Consider the following 16,298-nt stretch of genomic DNA (forward strand, 5'->3'; position numbering starts at 1 on the left):
GGGAATTTTTGTGATTTGCAAATTCGGACTTGTGAGGGAGTCATCATGATGAACTTTGAGATGCTTGAGAACAACACCAAAGGGACCGTAATCAAGGTCGTTGGTGTGGGCGGTGCGGGCGGCAATGCCGTCGCGCACATGATTCGCAGCGGTGTGCACGGGGTGGATTTCATCTGCGCCAACACCGATGCGCAAGCGCTGGCGGCAACCAATGCGCCGGTGCAGATTCGTCTGGGCCGTACCGGCCTGGGCGCGGGCGCCAAGCCCGAGCAGGGACGCGCGTCGGCGGAAACCGCGCGTGAGGAAATCCGTGCCGCGCTGAACGGCGCGCACATGGTCTTCATCACCGCAGGCATGGGCGGCGGCACCGGTACCGGTGCAGGTCCGGTCGTGGCCGAAGTGGCGAAGGAACTGGGCATCCTGACCGTTGGCGTGGTCACGAAGCCTTTCTCCTTTGAAGGCAACAAGCGCCTGAAGATGGCCGAGGACGGTATTTCGGAACTGGCCAAGCACGTGCATTCGCTCATCGTGGTGCTCAACGAGAACCTCTATGAACTGATGGACGAGGACGCGACGCAGGAAGACTGCTTCCGTTCGGCCGACGACATCCTGCACAACGCGTGCGCGGGTATCGCCGAAATCATCAACGTCGAAGGCAACGTCAACGTCGACTTCGAAGACGTGAAGACGATCATGGGCGAGCAGGGTCAGGCCATGATGGGCACGGCGTCGGCATCGGGCGCGGACCGCGCACGTGTGGCCGCCGAGCACGCCATTGCTTGCCCGCTGCTGGAAGGCGTGGATCTGAACGGCGCGCGTGGCGTGCTGGTCAACATCACCGCCAGCCGCTCGCTGAAGATGCGCGAAACGCGCGAAATCATGGAAACGATCCGCAGCTACGCTTCGGACGACGCAACCGTGATCTTCGGCACCGCCTACGACGAGTCCATGGGCGAAAACCTGCGCGTGACGGTGGTTGCAACCGGCTTGGGCCGTGCGCAAGCCCGTCCGCAACTGGTGCAGAACACCGCTGAAGTGCTGCGCACCGGCACCGACAACATGCCCATGGGCACGATGCCGGCCGGTCAAGGTGGTGATTACCGCAATCTGGACATGCCGTCGGTCATGCGCAATCCGCGCAGCCAGGCGTCGGCCCAGGTGCGCGCGTTGGAAAGCTCGGGAATGGATCATTTCGACATCCCGGCCTTCCTGCGTAAGCAGGCGGACTGAACCTAGAGCCGGTCAACGGCTCTAACTGCACTCCCTCATCTCCGGTTCGCCCGTCCCCACAGGCGAACCGGAGGCAGAGCGGTCCGTGTTTCCCTTGCACGATAAATAAGGGACGGAGGTATACATCGGTCTGCGCGCCCAGTTTGGATGGCGGCACGGATCGGACAGCGTTACAATACTTCGGTTACGCCGGCAATACGTACTTATCTTGCCGGCTTCCGGGTTCAAAATTCCAAGTCTCATGTTCCGACAGCGCAGCATTCAGAATCTCGTCCGCACGACAGGCGTCGGCGTCCACTCCGGACGGCGGGTGGAGCTCACCCTGCGTCCGGCACAGCCCAACACCGGCATCGTCTTTCACCGTGTGGATCTGCCGCAGGTCGTCGACCTGCCCGCGCAAGCCACGGGCGTGGGCGATACCCGCATGGCTTCCGTGCTGCAGCAGGGCAATGTCCGCGTGTCGACGGTGGAACATCTCATGTCGGCGCTGGCCGGCTTGGGCATCGACAACCTGCACGTCGACCTCACTGCCGAAGAAGTCCCCATCATGGACGGCAGCGCGGCGACGTTTGTGTATTTGCTGCGCTCGGCGGGCATCGTCGAGCAGAACGCGCCCAAGCAATTCATCCGCGTCCTGAAGCCGGTAGAAGTGCGCGAAGGTGAAGGCCGCAACGAGAAGTGGGCGCGCCTGGAACCCCATGAGGGATACGCGCTGGCCTTCTCGATCGACTTCCGCCATCCCGCCATCGACTCGACGGCGAACTTTGCGGAAATCGACTTCGCCACGCACTCGTACGTGCGTGAGATCGCGCGGGCGCGCACCTTTGGTTTCGTGAATGAAGTCGAGGCCTTGCGGTCGATGGGCCTGGCCCGCGGCGGCAGCCTGGACAACGCCATCGTCATGGACGAGTACCGCGTGTTGAACAGCGACGGACTGCGTTACGACGATGAATTCGTCAAGCACAAGATCCTGGACGCCATCGGCGACCTGTATCTGCTTGGCAAGCCGCTGGTGGCGCGCTATGTGGCGTGCAAGTCGGGCCACGGCCTGAATAACCAGCTGGCCCGCGCGCTGCTCGAGCAGCGCGACGCCTGGGAAATCGTCACGTACGAATCGCAGGCAGAAGCGCCGCAGGCGTTTCGCCACGAATGGAAGCTGGCCTGACGCCAGCTTGCCCTTGAACCCGCGCCCGGGGGCCTGACCCCGACTCCGCGCGGGTTTCTGTTTGGATTCCTGCTTAAGGACGGCACTGGCCGTCATCCCCTGGCGCGATAGTCGCAAACCGGTAGCAGACCATGTGGCCATTGGTCTGAAAAGTTGGTTTCGTGACGTTTCCAGCCCTGCCAGTTGCCGGACAAAGCCGGTCGGCTCAGCTACTCTTGTGGTGCTTCAAGAGCTTGGCGACGGCGTCGGCCAGAGGACCCGGCCGCAGATTGCCGTGTAGCGTTTCGAACGCGCCCAGGGCCTTGTCGCCCAGGGGTTGCGCCTCTTTGGGAGGGCGCGGCTGACGGGAGCCAGGCTTGGGCAAACCCGCTTGTACCTTGATGGCAATTTCGTTAAGGTTCCAGCCTTGATCGGCCAGCGACCGCGCAATGCGCGGCGCCAATTGACGCATCTTGGCCGCGTGCGCGGCCGTGGGCACCACCAGGTGCAGGCACAGGTTTTCCAGCTTGGCGACCTGGCACACGGCACCCAGCGGAGCGGGCAACACCGCCGCCACCGCATACTGAATTTGCAGATGCTTGCGGGCAGTCGCCAACACTCCGGCGCCCCGCATGTCATGACCCAGCCATCCCAGGGCGGTATTTTCTACGCGCCGGCTGGAACTGGAACGTTGACGGTATGAAGCGGGTCTATTCATGCCGGCTTTAAAAGAATTAGGAAGCAAACCTTGAAGATCGTGATTATGCACGCCCGCGAAGGGCAGGACGGGCATTTCACCCTGGGCGGCGCGCGACTGGCGTTGTTTCTGGGGGGCGCCTTGATTACCGCGGCCATTTTTGGCGCCGCGCTTCAACGATACATCACTCCCATCCTTCCCGCCGTGCACACGATGGGTTGGCCGTTGTCGGAACAGCCCGGGCGCGACGCCGATTTCCTGCGTGAAAACATGAACTTGCTGGCCTCTAAAGTTGGCGCGCTGCAGGCCAAGCTGGTCAGCATCGACGGCTTGGGCCAGCGCGTGGCCAAGGTGGCGGGCGTGGCCTACACCGACCCGGAACTGGCCCAGCAGCTTGCGTCGGCCGCGCCCGAAGCGCCGGCCCACCCGGAGGCCACGCAGGTCATGGACGATCTGTTCACCGACCATCCGCCGCCCACCGCGGCGTCGGCCGAGGCGCTGGGCCGGCAGCTTGACGAGATCCAGGCGCGGCTCTCGCAGCAAACCGACAACCTGAAGCTGCTGGACGCCGCGCTCACCAAGCGCTCGGCGGATCAGGCGCGCATGCCGACCGCCATGCCCATCACCGATTACCCTTATCTGACCTCCTCGTATGGCTGGCGCCGCAACCCGGTGACGGGCCGGTCGGCCATGCACGAAGGGCTGGACTTCGCCGCGCCCTCGGGCACGCCGATCCTGGCCGCCTCGGGGGGCGTGGTCCTTGAGGCCAAATGGGCGCCCGGCTTTGGCAACATGGTCGAGATCGATCACGGCGACGGCCTGATCACCCGCTACGCGCATGCGTCTTCGCTGCTGGTCAAGCAGGGAGATCTGGTCGAACGCGGCCAGCAGGTCGCGCGTGTGGGAAGCTCCGGGCGTTCCACGGGTCCGCATCTGCATTTCGAGGTCCGCCTTGCCGGACAGCCGCTGGATCCGCGCCTGTTCCTCGGTCCCCAGCAACAGCCCGCGCCGCCCGCCGTCGCGCAAGCCGCCGCGCCGTGAACCCGCGGCGGGTTGGCCGGTCAAACCGGCCAACAGTGATACCCTGGTCATAGGTTCAGGCTATTACGCTTCAGGTGCGTTAAACTGGATCGTTTCCCGGCGGACTCCCGCTCAACCAATAACATCAAGTCACGGGTGATGCCACGCACGCTTTGGCGGTGCGGCATGGCTTGTGCGGCCGACAATACGCATGGTTTCTCTGCTCAAAAAACTCATAGGTAGCCGCAACGATCGGCTGCTTAAGCAGTATCGCAAGCTGGTAACCCAGATCAATGGGCTCGAACCCAAGATCGCCGCGCTCTCCGACGCGGAACTGGCGGCCAAGACCGACGAATTCCGTTCCCGCCACGCTCAGGGCACGTCCCTGGACGATCTGCTTCCCGAAGCTTTCGCCGTGGTGCGCGAATCGGGCAAGCGGGTCTTCGGCATGCGGCACTTCGACGTGCAGATGCTGGGCGGTATCGCCCTGCACAACGGCAAGATTGCCGAAATGCGCACGGGCGAAGGCAAGACGCTCATGGCGACGCTGCCCGTCTACCTGAACGCGATCGCCGGCAAGGGCGTGCACGTGGTCACGGTGAACGACTACCTGGCCCGCCGCGACGCCGAATGGATGGGCCGGTTGTACCGCTTCCTGGGCATGTCCACGGGCGTGGTCGTGCCGCAGCAGCCGAACGAAGAAAAGAAGGCCGCCTACGCCGCCGACATCACGTACGGCACCAATAACGAATTTGGCTTCGATTACCTGCGCGACAACATGGAATTCCGTGTTGAGGACCGCCGCCAGCGCGCGCTGTTCTACGCGATCGTCGACGAAGTGGACTCGATCCTGATCGACGAGGCCCGCACGCCGCTGATCATCTCGGGTCAGGCCGAAGACCACACCGAACTCTACGTCCGCATGAACGCGGTGCCGCCGCTGCTCAAGCGCATGGCGCACGAGCCCAAGCCGCAGGAGCCGGAACCCGAAGGCGATTACTGGGTCGACGAAAAGAGCCAGCAGGTCTACCTGTCGGAAGCCGGCCACGAACACGCCGAAGGCATTCTTGCCCGCCTGGGCATCCTGCCCGAAGGCGAATCGCTGTACGACCCGCGTCACATCGCGCTGATGCACCACCTGATGGTGGCGTTGCGCGCCAACACCCTGTTCTTCCGCGACCAGCAGTACGTCGTGCAGGACGGCGAAGTGGTGATCGTGGACGAATTCACCGGCCGCCTGATGGTGGGCCGCCGCTGGTCCGATGGCCTGCACCAGGCCGTCGAGGCCAAGGAAGGCGTGAAGATCCAGCACGAGAACCAGACGCTGGCGTCGATCACGTTCCAGAACTACTTCCGCATGTACGAAAAGCTGTCCGGCATGACCGGCACGGCCGACACGGAAGCGTACGAATTCCAGGAAATCTACGGGCTTGAAACGGTCATCATCCCGACCAACAAGCCCATGGTCCGCAAGGACCAGAACGACCAGGTCTTCAAGACCGACGGCGAAAAGTACAACGCCATCCTCGAAGACATCCGTGACTGCCACGAGCGCGGCCAGCCCGTGCTGGTCGGCACGACCAGCATCGAGAACTCCGAGCTGCTGTCCGGCCTTCTGAAAAAAGCCAAGCTGCCGCACGAGGTCCTGAACGCCAAGCAGCACGCCCGCGAAGCCGAGATCGTGGCCGAAGCCGGCAAGCCGGGCCACATCACCATCGCTACCAACATGGCCGGCCGCGGCACCGACATCGTGCTGGGCGGCAGCGTCGACAAGCAGGTCGACCTGATCCGCGCCGACGAATCGCTGTCCGAAGCCGAAAAGACCGCGCGCATCGACAAGATCCGCGCGGAATGGAAGCCGCTGAACGAGCAGGTCAAGGCGGCAGGCGGCCTGCGCATCATCGGCACCGAGCGCCATGAATCGCGCCGTATCGACAACCAGTTGCGCGGCCGCGCCGGCCGCCAGGGCGATCCGGGCTCGTCCCGTTTCTACCTGTCGCTGGAAGATTCGCTGATGCGCATCTTCGCGGGCGACCGCGTGCGCGCCATCATGGAACGCCTGAAGTTGCCCGAGGGCGAGCCCATCGAGGCCGGCATGGTCACGCGCTCGATCGAGACCGCGCAGCGCAAGGTGGAAGGCCGCAACTTCGACATCCGCAAGCAATTGCTGGAATACGACGACGTCGCCAACGACCAGCGCAAGGTGCTGTACTCGCAGCGCAACGACGTGCTGGAAGCCGCCAGCGTCGGCGCCACCGTGCACAACCTGCGCGACGCCGCGGTGACCGACTTGTTCAACACGTACGTGCCGCCGGAATCGGTGGAAGAGCAATGGGACATCCCCGCGCTGCAAAATGCGCTTGAAGGCGACTGGCACCTGCATCTGCCGCTGACGGAGATGCTGGAAAAGGAACCCAACCTGAACGACGAGGAACTGCGCGAACGCGTGGTGGCCGCGGCTCGCGATGCGTACCAGGCCAAGGTCGACCAGGTGGGCGAAGAATCGTGGTCGCAGTTCGAGCGTTCGATCATGCTGCAGGCGATCGACACGCACTGGCGCGAGCACCTGTCCGCGCTGGACTACCTGCGCCAGGGCATTCACCTGCGCGGCTACGCGCAGAAGAATCCCAAGCAGGAATACAAGCGCGAAGCCTTCGAACTGTTCTCGGGCATGCTGGACCGCGTGCGCGACGATGTGGTCAAGGTGCTGATGACGGTGCGCGTGCAGTCGTCCGAGCAGGTCGAGCAGGCCGAAGCCGAAGCGGCGCAACCGCACGTGCAGAACGTGCAGTACCACCACTCGGACTACGACGAGGCGCTGGCGTCCGACGCGCAGGAATCGGGCGCTCAGCCCGCGCGCAACGCCATGCCCAAGGTCGGCCGAAACGATCCGTGCCCGTGCGGCAGCGGCAAGAAGTACAAGCAGTGCCACGGTAAGCTGGTCTGATAAAAGGGGTTAGCCTTCATGCTGCATTCCGTCGGCCGCACTGAATTCGACCACGCCGTCGTCATGGTGCGCGACCGGCTGGATGCGCTGGCGCCCCATTACGAACGGCAGGGCTTTCATCTCAGCGACAAGGCCGTGCACAACCTGGGGTCGTGCAACCGCCTGATCGTGCTGGAAGGCACGTACGTCGAACTGCTGGGATGGCCGCCCGGCGCGCCGCCCGCGCGCAAGGAAATCGCCGATTCGCCCTTCGGGCTGGAAGCGCTGGTGTTTCGCACCTATGACGCCGAGGCCACCTATACGCGGTTGCGTGAGGCCGGCTTTGCCGTCAACCCCGTGCAGGAGCTGACCCGTCCGGCCATGCTGGACGGCCAGGAGGTTCAGGCTCGATTCCATACCGTGCGCTTTGCCGAGCAGCCCTTGCCCGGCATCCGCATGTATTTCTGCCGTCACCTGACGCCCGAGTGCGTCTGGGCGCCGGCATTGATGGCGCATCCCAACGGGGCCCGCAGCCTGCATCGTATCGACGCACGCGCGGCGGACGCCCGAGGCGTGGCCGAGCGCCTGGCGCTGGTGGCCGGGGTGACGGCCGAAGCCGCCACCGGCGGTTGGGACGTGCCGCTGGCGAACCTGCGCATTCATGTCCAGCAGGACGATGCCGCGCAGTCGCCGGTCTTGTCCACCCTGACCCTCGAAAACCGCGACGGGGCGCATTACACCCTGGATACGGGCTTGTAAGCTACCCGCGTGCGCCTGCCCGTCGATCGGCCCGCCGCTTTCCGGCGGGCTTTTTCATGCCTGTCGTTTCCCTGGCGTCCGCGCAGTGAGACGGAGCTGGCCTTGCGCGCTTGGGGCAAACCCGGGTTGCCGCATAAAGTGTATGCACTTTAGTATGCACTTCATCCCGATTGGAAATTTGCCCACGCGATCCGGTATGACGCTCTCCCAACCCTCGACGCGACCCATTGCCCGCGCCGCCCGCACGTCGGCCGGACAGGCCGAACTGTATGGCGCCGTCAAGGCGATGGCGGTGCGTTTCGAGTTCAAGCCGGGCGAACGCATCAACGAGGTTGAACTGGCGCGCCGCCTGAACGTCAGCCGCACGCCGCTGCGCGAAGTGCTGAACCAGCTGATGGTCGAGGGGTTCCTGACGCGGTCGGTCAACCGCGGGTTCATCGCGCGGCTGCTGGATGCCAAGCAGATTCACAGCCTTTACGAATATCGCGCGGTGCTGGAAGCCGGCATCGTGCGGGCCGCGTGCGAACGCGCCACCGACGAAGAGCTGGCCAGCCTGCGCGCCTTCGTCGAGCGTTCGCGCGACGAACCCGAAGACAGCGATGCCGCCAGACTGCTGGAACTGGATGAAGCCTTTCATCTGGCGCTGGCGCGCTACTCGCGCAACGAGGAATTCGTGCGCGCGCTGGAAAGCGTCAATGCGCGCATTCATTTCGTGCGCTGGATCGACATGCAGCAGGGCCGCCGCAGCCACACGCAGGGCGAGCACCTGCGGATCGTGGATGCGCTGGAGCGGCGCGATCTCGACGCCTTGCCCGCCCTCATCAGCGCGCACATCGGCCGGCGGCTGGACCAGATCACCGACGTCATACGCACGGGTTTTTCTACCATTTACATGCGGGACCAGGCCGAACCCGCCAAGGCAGTGCCGGCCAACACCACAACAGCAGGGGAAAACTGATGAATAAAACGATCAAGCGGACGCTGGCGGCGGTATGCACGCTGGCCGCGGCAGGGGGCGCTTTTGTCGCCGCGCCGGTGATGGCCGAGGAACGGCCGCTGATACTCGTCGTGCCGTATCCGCCCGGTGGCAGCACCGACATCCTGGCGCGGATCCTGCAGCCGCGCCTGTCGCAGCAGATGGGCGGCCGCGCGGTGGTCGTCGAAAACCGTCCGGGCGCAGCCAGCCAGATCGCCACCGCATTCGTGGCGCGGGCCGAGCCGGACGGCAACACGCTGCTGGTCAGCTTTGACAATCACGGCATCAATCCGGCCGTGAAGCCCAAGCTGCCCTATGACACGTTCAAGGATTTTGTCGCCATCGGGCAGACGGTGCGCTTTCCGCTCGTGATCGGGGCAAACCCGAGCGTGCCCGGGGACAACCTGAAGGAATTCCTGGCGGCGGCCGCCAAGCAGCCGCCCAACAAGTTCAACTACGCCTCCACGGGCGTCGGTTCGCTGAACCACCTGGCGCCGGAAGAACTCAAGCGCCTGTCCAAGGTCGAGCTGTTGCACGTGCCGTACGGCGGCGGCGGACCGGCCATCCAGGCCGTGGTCGGCGGCCAGGCCAACATGACGTGGCTGAGCTTTGCGGCGCTGCGTGGCCAGATCCAGGGCGGCAAGATCAAGCCGCTGGCGGTCGCTGGTGAAAAGCGCCTGCCCGAACTGCCCAACGTGCCGACCGTGGCCGAGTCGGGCTTTCCCGGCTTTGTCGCCTATTCGTGGAGCGGCATGTTCGCGCCGAAGGGCACGCCGCCGGCAACCGTCAAGAAGCTGACGGCCGACTTCCAGGCGGTGCTGGCCGATCCCGAGATCAAGAAGAAGATCACGGAAGCGGGCTTTGAGATCGTGGCCTCCGATGGCCCGGCGCTGGATGCGTACGTAAAGTCGGAATACGACCGCTGGAGCGCCTTCATCAAGAGCAGCAACATCAATCTGGATAACTGAACGGCGTCGGTCCGGCGCGGCGGCAAGGCCGCCGCTGCGGGCCGGCTCCCGAATTACGTGGAGATGACATGGAACACATGAACGGCGCCGAAGCGATGGTGCGGATGCTGCAACACAACGGCGTCAAACACATTTTCGGCCTGTGCGGCGACACCACGCTGCCGCTGTATGACGCGCTGTACCGCCTGGATCACGGCATGCAGCACATCCTGACGCGCGATGAGCGCAGCGCCGGCTACATGGCGGATGCCTATGCCCGCGTGACGGGCAAGGTCGGCGTGTGCGAAGGCCCCAGCGGCGGCGGCGCGACCTATCTGCTGCCGGGCCTGGTCGAAGCCAACGAATCGTCGATTCCCGTGCTGGGCATCACGTCGGACGTGGCTGTCGGCTCGCGCGGCAAGTACCCGCTGACCGAATTGGACCAGGAGGCGCTGTACCGCCCTCTGACCAAGTGGAACCGCACGATCGATCGCGCGGACCAGATTCCGGGCATGGTGCGCGCGGCCTTCCGCGCCATGACGACCGGCAAGCCCGGCTCGGCGCATCTGTGCTTTCCCTATGACGTGATGAAGCAGCAGGTCGACGCGTCCGATGTCTGGGCGCAGCCCGAGCACGGCAGCTTCCCGGCCATGCGGTTTGCGCCGGACCCCGCCGACGTGGCCCGCGCGGCGCAGCGGCTGGTGGCCGCGCGTTCGCCGGTCATCATCTGCGGTGGCGGCGTGGTCATCGCCGGCGCCAGCGGCGCGCTGCAAGAATTGGCCGAGTCCCTCAAGGCCGCGGTCTGCGTGACGGTGAGCGGGCAGGGCAGCCTGGCCGACACCCATCCGCTGAACGCGGGAGTGGTGGGCTCGAACGGCGGCGTGATGGCGACGCGTGATGTGGTGGCTGCCGCCGACGTGGTGCTCTTCGTGGGCTGCCGCGCGGGGTCGACCTCGACCGAGCACTGGCGCTTCCCGAATCGCGATGTGCCGATCCTGCACATCGACATCGACCCGATGGTGATCGGCGCCAACTACCTGACCGAGGTCGGCCTGGTGGGCGACGCCAAGCTGGCGCTCGAGGCGCTGTCCGCCGAAGTGCAGGCGCGCATCAAGCACCGGCCCTCCGATGCGGCCGACGGCGCCGTGCTGGCCGGCCGCGCCAAGGCTGCGCGCCGCGCGCAGCTTGAACCGCTGGCCGCCAGCCTGGATGCGCCGATCCTGCCCGAGCGCGTGGTGCAGTCGCTGAACCGCCTGCTGCCCGACGACGCGGTGGTGTGCGCGGATCCCGGCACGCCGTGCCCGTATTTTTCGGCGTACTACGATGTCTCGCGCCCCGGCCGCCACTTCATCACCAACCGCGCTCACGGCGCGCTGGGCTTTTCGATGTCGGCGGCGCTGGGCGCCTGGGTCGGCCGTCCGCAGTCCAAGTGCGTGTCGGTGATGGGCGACGGCAGCTTCGGCTTCACGGTTGGCGAGCTGGAAACCATCGTGCGTCACAAGGCGCCGCTCTTGATGGTGGTGTTCTCGAACTCGGTCTATGGCTGGATCAAGGCCAGCCAGAAGGCCGGTTACGACAAGCGCTACTACAGCGTGGACTTCAACCGCACCGACCATGCGCGCATTGCCGAAGCCTACGGCGTGAAGGCGTGGCGCGTCGAGGATCCGTCCAAGCTGGACGCGGCGATCAAGGCCGCCATGGAACACGACGGCCCCGCGTTGATCGACGTGGTGACGCAGCCGCTGCAAGACGCCGCGGCGCCCGTGAGCCAATGGATGGGCTGATGCGCTAGCCGCATTCGCTGCATTGCCGATGGGGCCCTTCGCGGGGCCCCATTTTTCTTGGCCGGCCGGATTAGAAAAAAATTCCACGCCGGCGGACGCGCTCCTATACTGGACCGCTTCGGAGCGGCGGGCCGCGGGCGCCCGGCGCCGTCAACGTGACAGCAGAGGGGGCGGGCATGGACCTGGGGATCAGCGGCAGAAAGGCACTGGTGTTTGGCGGCAGCCGCGGCATGGGGCGCGCCTGCGCCTTGCAGCTTGCGCGCGAGGGTGTGGCGGTGACCATCGCGGCGCGCAATCCGAAGACGCTGGAGGAAGCCGCCGCCGAGATATCGCATGAAACCGGCACCGGCGTGGGTTGGGTGTCTGCCGACCTGACGCTCCCGCAGGGGCGCGACGCGGCAATCGCCGCCTGTCCGCATCCCGACATCCTGATCAACAACGCCGACGGCCCGCTGCCGGGCGACTTCCGGGACTGGTCGCACGACGACTGGATTGCCGCGCTGGACGCCATGATGCTGGGACCGATCGACATGATCCGCCGCGTGGTGGACGGCATGGTGGAGCGGCGCTTTGGCCGGATCGTCAATATCGTGTCGCGCAGCGTGAAGGCGCCGCACGCCGAGCTGGGCCTGTCCAATGGCGCGCGCTCGGGCCTGATCGGCTTCGTGGGCGGCCTGGCGCGCCAGACCGTGCGCCACAACGTCACGATCAACAACCTCTTGCCCGGCGCCTTTGCCACCGATGCGCAGATCCGGCACATCCAGGGCATGGTGGAGCAGGGCGGCAAGACGTTCGAACAACTGTGGGACGAGCGGGCGCGCAGCAATCCCGCCGGCCGGTACGGCCAGCCCGAGGAACTGGGCGCGCTGTGCGCCTATGTCTGCTCGGCCCACGCCGGCTACATGACGGCGCAGAATCTGCTGATCGACGGGGGCGGTTACCCCGGGACCTACTGATGGCATCGAAAACATCCATGGATCAGACGGACCTCAAGATACTCGCGCTGCTGCAGAAGGACGCCACCTGTTCGGTCGCCGAAGTGGCCGAGCAAGTGAACCTTTCCGTGACGCCGTGCTGGCGCCGCATCCAGAAGCTGAAGGATGACGGCGTCATCGCGCGCAACGCCATCCTGCTGGACCCGCGTGCGCTGGGTTTGAACCTGACGGTGTTCGTGTCCATCCGCACCAGCCAGCACAACGAGAAGTGGACGCAAAGCCTGATCAACGCGGTGATGGCGTTGCCCAACGTCGTCGAGTTTCACCGCATGGCGGGCGACGTCGACTATCTGCTGAAGGTGGTGGTCGAGGACATGGCGGCCTATGACCGCTTCTACCGCCGGCTGATCGGGGCAGTGGACCTGCTGGACGTCAGCGCCAGCTTCTCGATGGAAGTCATCAAAAGCACCACGGAATTGCCCCTGAACGCGGTGTAGGCGCGCGGCGCGCAAATTTTTTTCTGCCGCCCGCGCCGCCGCGGATGCAAATTTCTTTCTGCGTGTTGCGCGGGCCCAATCTGGCAATGCTTTTGCGTGAGGGGCGGCGTAGGATATCGCTCACTCCAGTCTTGGAGTGATTTGGGATATCAGAGGACCCTATGTCGTTGGCAGTGCCCGCCGGCTGCGCCGGATTGCAGAAAACGCGGCAAGCAGCATCGGTGGATGACCTGCTGGCCGGCTGGAACGGCGTCGACGACCTGTGGGTGTTTGCCTACGGTTCCCTGATATGGCACCCCGGCTTTGCCTGGCGCGAACGGCGCTTGGCCACGGTGCGGGGCTATCATCGCTCGCTCTGCCTGTGGTCGCATGACCACCGCGGATCGCCGGACAATCCGGGGCTGGTGTTCGGCCTGGACCGTGGCGGCTGTTGCCGGGGCGTCGCGTTTCAGATCGCGGCCAGCGACGTGCCGCAGGTCTTTCAGGCCTTATGGCGGCGCGAGATGGTCACGGGCGCCTACAGCCCGCGCTGGCTGACCTGCCACACCGACGATGCGCCCGTGCGCGGACTGGTGTTCCTGTTGAACCGCGCCTGCCGCGAGTACGCAGCCGATCTGTGCGACGACCGCCTGCTGGCGTCCGTGCGCAATGCGGTCGGGCATTCCGGGCCTTGTCTGGACTACGTGGTGGAAACGGCGCGTGCGTTGCGCGCGCACGGCATCGACGACTGGCGCCTGGGAGACCTGGTGCGCAAGTTGGGCCACGCGTTCTGAAGCGGTCAGAATTGCCAGCGGCCGAACACGAACAGCACATTGCCAGCGCCGCTTGAGCCCGGGATGTACGTGGCGTAAAGCATGGCGTCCTTGTACCCCGCGCTGACCAGCGGCAGGATGCCGGGAAATGGCACGTAGCTCATGATGTCGTGGCGCGCGGTGAGGAACACCGTGTAGCCCGCGCCGAGCCGGAAGTTGTCGCTGACCTGGCCGATTTTCAGAAAGCCGTAGCCGGCAATGGGCTGCACCTTCGAATGCGAGTCCAGAAACGCCATCGCGTACAGTCCCTGCCAATCCCCGTCCTCATCGTAGATGCTGCGCCCGTAGCCGCCGCCCCAGGCCAGTTCACGGAAGCTGTCGATCTTTTCGGCGCTGTACTTGGCGCGGTTGTGCCAGGCGTAGCCGCTGACATACAGGTCATTGCCGCCTTCGGTCCAGATCTGGTCGATGCGGTTGCACGCGGACTTGGCCCATGAGGGCATGTCTTCGCAAGCGTGGGCGGTAACGGTGAAGACGGACAACAGCAGGCAGAACAGCGCGGCTCGGAGTCTGGTGGTCATGGCGGCCCCAGGGAAAAGATGACAGTTCCGTTACTGTAACGGAGGGCGTGTCGTCTTCCCTGTCAGGGGGCTGTCATCCCCGCGTATTCGGGTGTATTGCCGCCGATCCGGCGGCGTGTCGTGGCGGGGGCGCTACAACAGAAAGATGGTGGCCAGGCCCAGGAAAATGAAGAAACCCAGCGAATCGGTGGCGAAGGTGAGCAGCACCGACGAGCCCATCGCCGGGTCCTTGCCAAATCGTGCGCGCACCATGGGCACCAGCACGCCGACCGACGCGCCGACCAGCATGTTGCAGATCATGGCGGCCATCATCACCAGCGCGATGGACACGGAGTGCGAGATCACCCACGCGAACAGGGCGGCCACCACGCTGCCGCACAGTCCCACCAGCAGCGTCACGAAGAGCTCGCGCTTGACGAGCTGCCACAGGTTGCGGCCCGTGATGCGGCCCATGGCCAGCGCCCGGATGATGAGCGTCATGGTCTGGTTGCCGGAGTTGCCGCCGATGCCCGCCACGATCGACATCAGGAAGGCCAGGATGACGATCTGGCTGACCGTGCCTTCGAACTGCGATGCCACGAACGACGCCGTGGCGGCGGTACAGAGATTGAAGAGCAGCCACGGCGCACGGTTGCGCAGCGCGGTGGTGACGGGGGCGAAGATGTCTTCTTCTTGCAGACCGGCGCGCGACAGCGCCTGCTCTTGCGAGTCTTCGCGCATCACGTCCACCACGTCGGCGATGGTGACGCGGCCGATCAGCCGGCCCTGGTCGTCCATCACGGGGGCGGACACCAGGTCATAACGTTCGAAGGCGCCGGCCGCGTCGGCGTCGGAATCCAGCGGGTTCAGCGTCAGGAAGTCGGAATTCATGACTGCCCGCACTTCGGTTTCGGGCTCGCTGACCAACAGGCGCGACAGCGGCAGGATGCCCTGCAGCTTGTCCTGGCGGTCAACGACGAAGATCTGGTCGGTGTGGTCGGGCAGTTCGTGCAGCCGGCGCAGGTAGCGCAGCACGACCTCGAGCGTGACGTCCTCGCGCACGCGCACCATCTCGAAATCCATGATGGCGCCGACGCTGTCTTCCGGATAGCCCATGGCTTCCAGGAGCTGCGCGCGTTCTTCCTCGGTCAGGCCCTTTTGCACTTCCGCCACCACGTCGGGCGGCAGGTCGGGCGCCAGGTCGGCGAGCTCGTCCGCGTCCATGCTTTCGGTCGCGGCGACGAGGTCCTGGCGATCCATCGCCTCGATCAGCGATTCGCGGACCCAGTCTTCGACTTCGAGCAGGACGTCCGCGTCGTGCTCAGGGCTGACCAGCTTCCAGATCGCCTGGCGCTCGTCCTTGGGTAGCGATTCGAGGATGAAGGCGATGTCGGCGGGGTGCAGGCCGTCGACAAGCGTTTTCAACTCGGCTTCGTGCTGGCGGTGCACCAGGTCTTCGACCAGGGGCGCCTTGGCGTCGCCTTCTTCCTGGCGGTGAACCAGTTCTTCGACGAGGTGCTGGCGCCGCAAGCGCTCCTGGACTTCCGCGAGGGCGGTCTGGGCGTCTTCCGGGTCGAGGCGGCGGGGCGTCGCGGGCGGTTTCTGCGCGGCGGCGGACTGCGTCATGCGTTACGGCTCAAAGTGTGGGGAGAGGGCGGCTGCGCCGCGCTTCGTCGGTGGCGACGTAGGTCAGCGTGGCCTCGGTGACCTTGACGACTTCGGCGTCCAGGCGCTGGCGTTCCGCGTAGACCTCGACAGATACCGTGATGGACGTGGTGCCGGTCTTGACGATGGCGGCGTAGAAGCTGAGCAGGTCGCCCACGAACACGGGCTCTTTGAACTGGAAGGCATTGACCGCCACGGTGGCCACGCGGCCGGCGGCACGCCGGGCGGCAGGGATGGACCCTGCGATGTCTACCTGGGACATGATCCAGCCGCCAAAAACGTCCCCGTGGATGTTCGCGTCGGCCGGCATCGGCATGACGCGCAACACCGCGTCGCGATGGGCTGGCAGAGTCGTAAACGGGGTTTTGGTGCTGGAGGTCATGCGGCCGACTCCAATGCTAGAGAA

15 protein-coding genes are annotated in these 16,298 nt (G+C 65.3%); 11 read left to right on the plus strand and 4 right to left on the minus strand.

What is annotated here, in order from left to right; all coding sequences use genetic code 11:
• Nucleotides 1-45: 45 nt before the first annotated feature.
• Nucleotides 46-1,230, plus strand: coding sequence for a cell division protein FtsZ (gene ftsZ / locus LN047_RS03760; RefSeq protein WP_056320774.1), 1,185 nt, complete (start codon nt 46-48; stop codon nt 1,228-1,230).
• A 241-nt stretch (nt 1,231-1,471) separates the two neighbouring features.
• Nucleotides 1,472-2,395, plus strand: a complete 924-nt coding sequence (lpxC, locus tag LN047_RS03765; protein ID WP_056320776.1) for a UDP-3-O-acyl-N-acetylglucosamine deacetylase — start codon at nt 1,472-1,474, stop codon at nt 2,393-2,395.
• A 205-nt stretch (nt 2,396-2,600) separates the two neighbouring features.
• Here lpxC and LN047_RS03770 read toward each other — a convergent pair whose 3' ends face one another.
• The gene (locus tag LN047_RS03770) at nt 2,601-3,008 is read right to left on the minus strand and encodes a DciA family protein (RefSeq protein ID WP_081101088.1); all 408 of its coding nucleotides are present in this window, start codon (nt 3,006-3,008) and stop codon (nt 2,601-2,603) included.
• Nucleotides 3,009-3,137: 129 nt separating this feature from the next.
• Here LN047_RS03770 and LN047_RS03775 point away from each other — a divergent pair, with 129 nt between their 5' ends.
• The 9 genes from LN047_RS03775 to LN047_RS03815 all read left to right on the plus strand — a co-directional run bounded on the left by LN047_RS03775 (nt 3,138) and on the right by LN047_RS03815 (nt 13,688).
• Nucleotides 3,138-4,112 carry a M23 family metallopeptidase gene (locus LN047_RS03775; protein ID WP_056322654.1) on the plus strand — a complete coding sequence of 325 codons (975 nt, stop codon included), beginning with the start codon at nt 3,138-3,140 and terminating at the stop codon, nt 4,110-4,112.
• A 190-nt stretch (nt 4,113-4,302) separates the two neighbouring features.
• Nucleotides 4,303-7,038 (plus strand): preprotein translocase subunit SecA, encoded by a 2,736-nt coding sequence (gene secA / locus LN047_RS03780; protein ID WP_175157269.1) that lies wholly within the window; start codon nt 4,303-4,305, stop codon nt 7,036-7,038.
• Nucleotides 7,039-7,056: 18 nt separating this feature from the next.
• Complete coding sequence (locus LN047_RS03785; protein ID WP_062841648.1) at nt 7,057-7,776, plus strand: VOC family protein; 720 nt, start codon at nt 7,057-7,059, stop codon at nt 7,774-7,776.
• A 196-nt stretch (nt 7,777-7,972) separates the two neighbouring features.
• Nucleotides 7,973-8,734, plus strand: coding sequence for a GntR family transcriptional regulator (locus LN047_RS03790; protein WP_062841649.1), 762 nt, complete (start codon nt 7,973-7,975; stop codon nt 8,732-8,734).
• On the plus strand, nt 8,734-9,720 hold the full coding sequence (locus LN047_RS03795) for a tripartite tricarboxylate transporter substrate binding protein (protein WP_217618977.1): 987 nt from the start codon (nt 8,734-8,736) through the stop codon (nt 9,718-9,720). The genes LN047_RS03790 and LN047_RS03795 overlap by 1 nt, the downstream gene beginning before the upstream one ends.
• Before the next feature lie 68 nt (nt 9,721-9,788).
• Nucleotides 9,789-11,483 carry a thiamine pyrophosphate-binding protein gene (locus tag LN047_RS03800; RefSeq protein WP_056320792.1) on the plus strand — a complete coding sequence of 565 codons (1,695 nt, stop codon included), beginning with the start codon at nt 9,789-9,791 and terminating at the stop codon, nt 11,481-11,483.
• 176 nt (nt 11,484-11,659) lie between these two features.
• On the plus strand, nt 11,660-12,439 hold the full coding sequence (locus LN047_RS03805; protein WP_373981176.1) for an SDR family oxidoreductase: 780 nt from the start codon (nt 11,660-11,662) through the stop codon (nt 12,437-12,439).
• A 17-nt stretch (nt 12,440-12,456) separates the two neighbouring features.
• Complete coding sequence (locus tag LN047_RS03810) at nt 12,457-12,915, plus strand: Lrp/AsnC family transcriptional regulator (RefSeq protein WP_056320797.1); 459 nt, start codon at nt 12,457-12,459, stop codon at nt 12,913-12,915.
• Nucleotides 12,916-13,076: 161 nt separating this feature from the next.
• Entirely contained in the window at nt 13,077-13,688 is a 612-nt protein-coding gene (locus tag LN047_RS03815; protein WP_056320800.1) for a gamma-glutamylcyclotransferase, read from the plus strand.
• A gap of 5 nt (nt 13,689-13,693) precedes the next feature.
• Here LN047_RS03815 and pagP read toward each other — a convergent pair whose 3' ends face one another.
• The 3 genes from pagP to LN047_RS03830 form a co-directional block, all read right to left on the minus strand.
• Entirely contained in the window at nt 13,694-14,248 is a 555-nt protein-coding gene (gene pagP, locus LN047_RS03820; protein ID WP_152383395.1) for a lipid IV(A) palmitoyltransferase PagP, read from the minus strand.
• Nucleotides 14,249-14,380: 132 nt separating this feature from the next.
• On the minus strand, nt 14,381-15,853 hold the full coding sequence (gene mgtE, locus LN047_RS03825) for a magnesium transporter (RefSeq protein WP_062841653.1): 1,473 nt from the start codon (nt 15,851-15,853) through the stop codon (nt 14,381-14,383).
• A gap of 10 nt (nt 15,854-15,863) precedes the next feature.
• A complete protein-coding gene (locus LN047_RS03830; protein WP_056320808.1) occupies nt 15,864-16,274 on the minus strand; it encodes an acyl-CoA thioesterase in 411 nt (136 codons plus the stop codon).
• Between the last annotated feature and the right edge of the window lie 24 nt (nt 16,275-16,298).

It is taken from the genome of Achromobacter sp. JD417 (assembly GCF_041879325.1).
Taxonomy (GTDB): Bacteria; Pseudomonadota; Gammaproteobacteria; order Burkholderiales; family Burkholderiaceae_B; genus Achromobacter; species Achromobacter mucicolens.

What these genes read in the sequence shown, in the direction of transcription:
- LN047_RS03815 (WP_056320800.1), top strand. Translation starts at nt 13,077, where the DNA reads ATGTCGTTGGCAGTGCCCGCCGGCTGCGCCGGATTGCAGAAAACGCGG.
- pagP (WP_152383395.1), bottom strand. Translation starts at nt 14,248, where the DNA reads ATGACCACCAGACTCCGAGCCGCGCTGTTCTGCCTGCTGTTGTCCGTC.
- LN047_RS03775 (WP_056322654.1), top strand. Translation starts at nt 3,138, where the DNA reads ATGCACGCCCGCGAAGGGCAGGACGGGCATTTCACCCTGGGCGGCGCG.
- LN047_RS03795 (WP_217618977.1), top strand. Translation starts at nt 8,734, where the DNA reads ATGAATAAAACGATCAAGCGGACGCTGGCGGCGGTATGCACGCTGGCC.
- ftsZ (WP_056320774.1), top strand. Translation starts at nt 46, where the DNA reads ATGATGAACTTTGAGATGCTTGAGAACAACACCAAAGGGACCGTAATC.
- LN047_RS03770 (WP_081101088.1), bottom strand. Translation starts at nt 3,008, where the DNA reads ATGCGGGGCGCCGGAGTGTTGGCGACTGCCCGCAAGCATCTGCAAATT.
- LN047_RS03830 (WP_056320808.1), bottom strand. Translation starts at nt 16,274, where the DNA reads ATGACCTCCAGCACCAAAACCCCGTTTACGACTCTGCCAGCCCATCGC.
- LN047_RS03785 (WP_062841648.1), top strand. Translation starts at nt 7,057, where the DNA reads ATGCTGCATTCCGTCGGCCGCACTGAATTCGACCACGCCGTCGTCATG.
- LN047_RS03810 (WP_056320797.1), top strand. Translation starts at nt 12,457, where the DNA reads ATGGATCAGACGGACCTCAAGATACTCGCGCTGCTGCAGAAGGACGCC.
- lpxC (WP_056320776.1), top strand. Translation starts at nt 1,472, where the DNA reads ATGTTCCGACAGCGCAGCATTCAGAATCTCGTCCGCACGACAGGCGTC.
- mgtE (WP_062841653.1), bottom strand. Translation starts at nt 15,853, where the DNA reads ATGACGCAGTCCGCCGCCGCGCAGAAACCGCCCGCGACGCCCCGCCGC.
- LN047_RS03790 (WP_062841649.1), top strand. Translation starts at nt 7,973, where the DNA reads ATGACGCTCTCCCAACCCTCGACGCGACCCATTGCCCGCGCCGCCCGC.
- LN047_RS03800 (WP_056320792.1), top strand. Translation starts at nt 9,789, where the DNA reads ATGGAACACATGAACGGCGCCGAAGCGATGGTGCGGATGCTGCAACAC.
- secA (WP_175157269.1), top strand. Translation starts at nt 4,303, where the DNA reads ATGGTTTCTCTGCTCAAAAAACTCATAGGTAGCCGCAACGATCGGCTG.
- LN047_RS03805 (WP_373981176.1), top strand. Translation starts at nt 11,660, where the DNA reads ATGGACCTGGGGATCAGCGGCAGAAAGGCACTGGTGTTTGGCGGCAGC.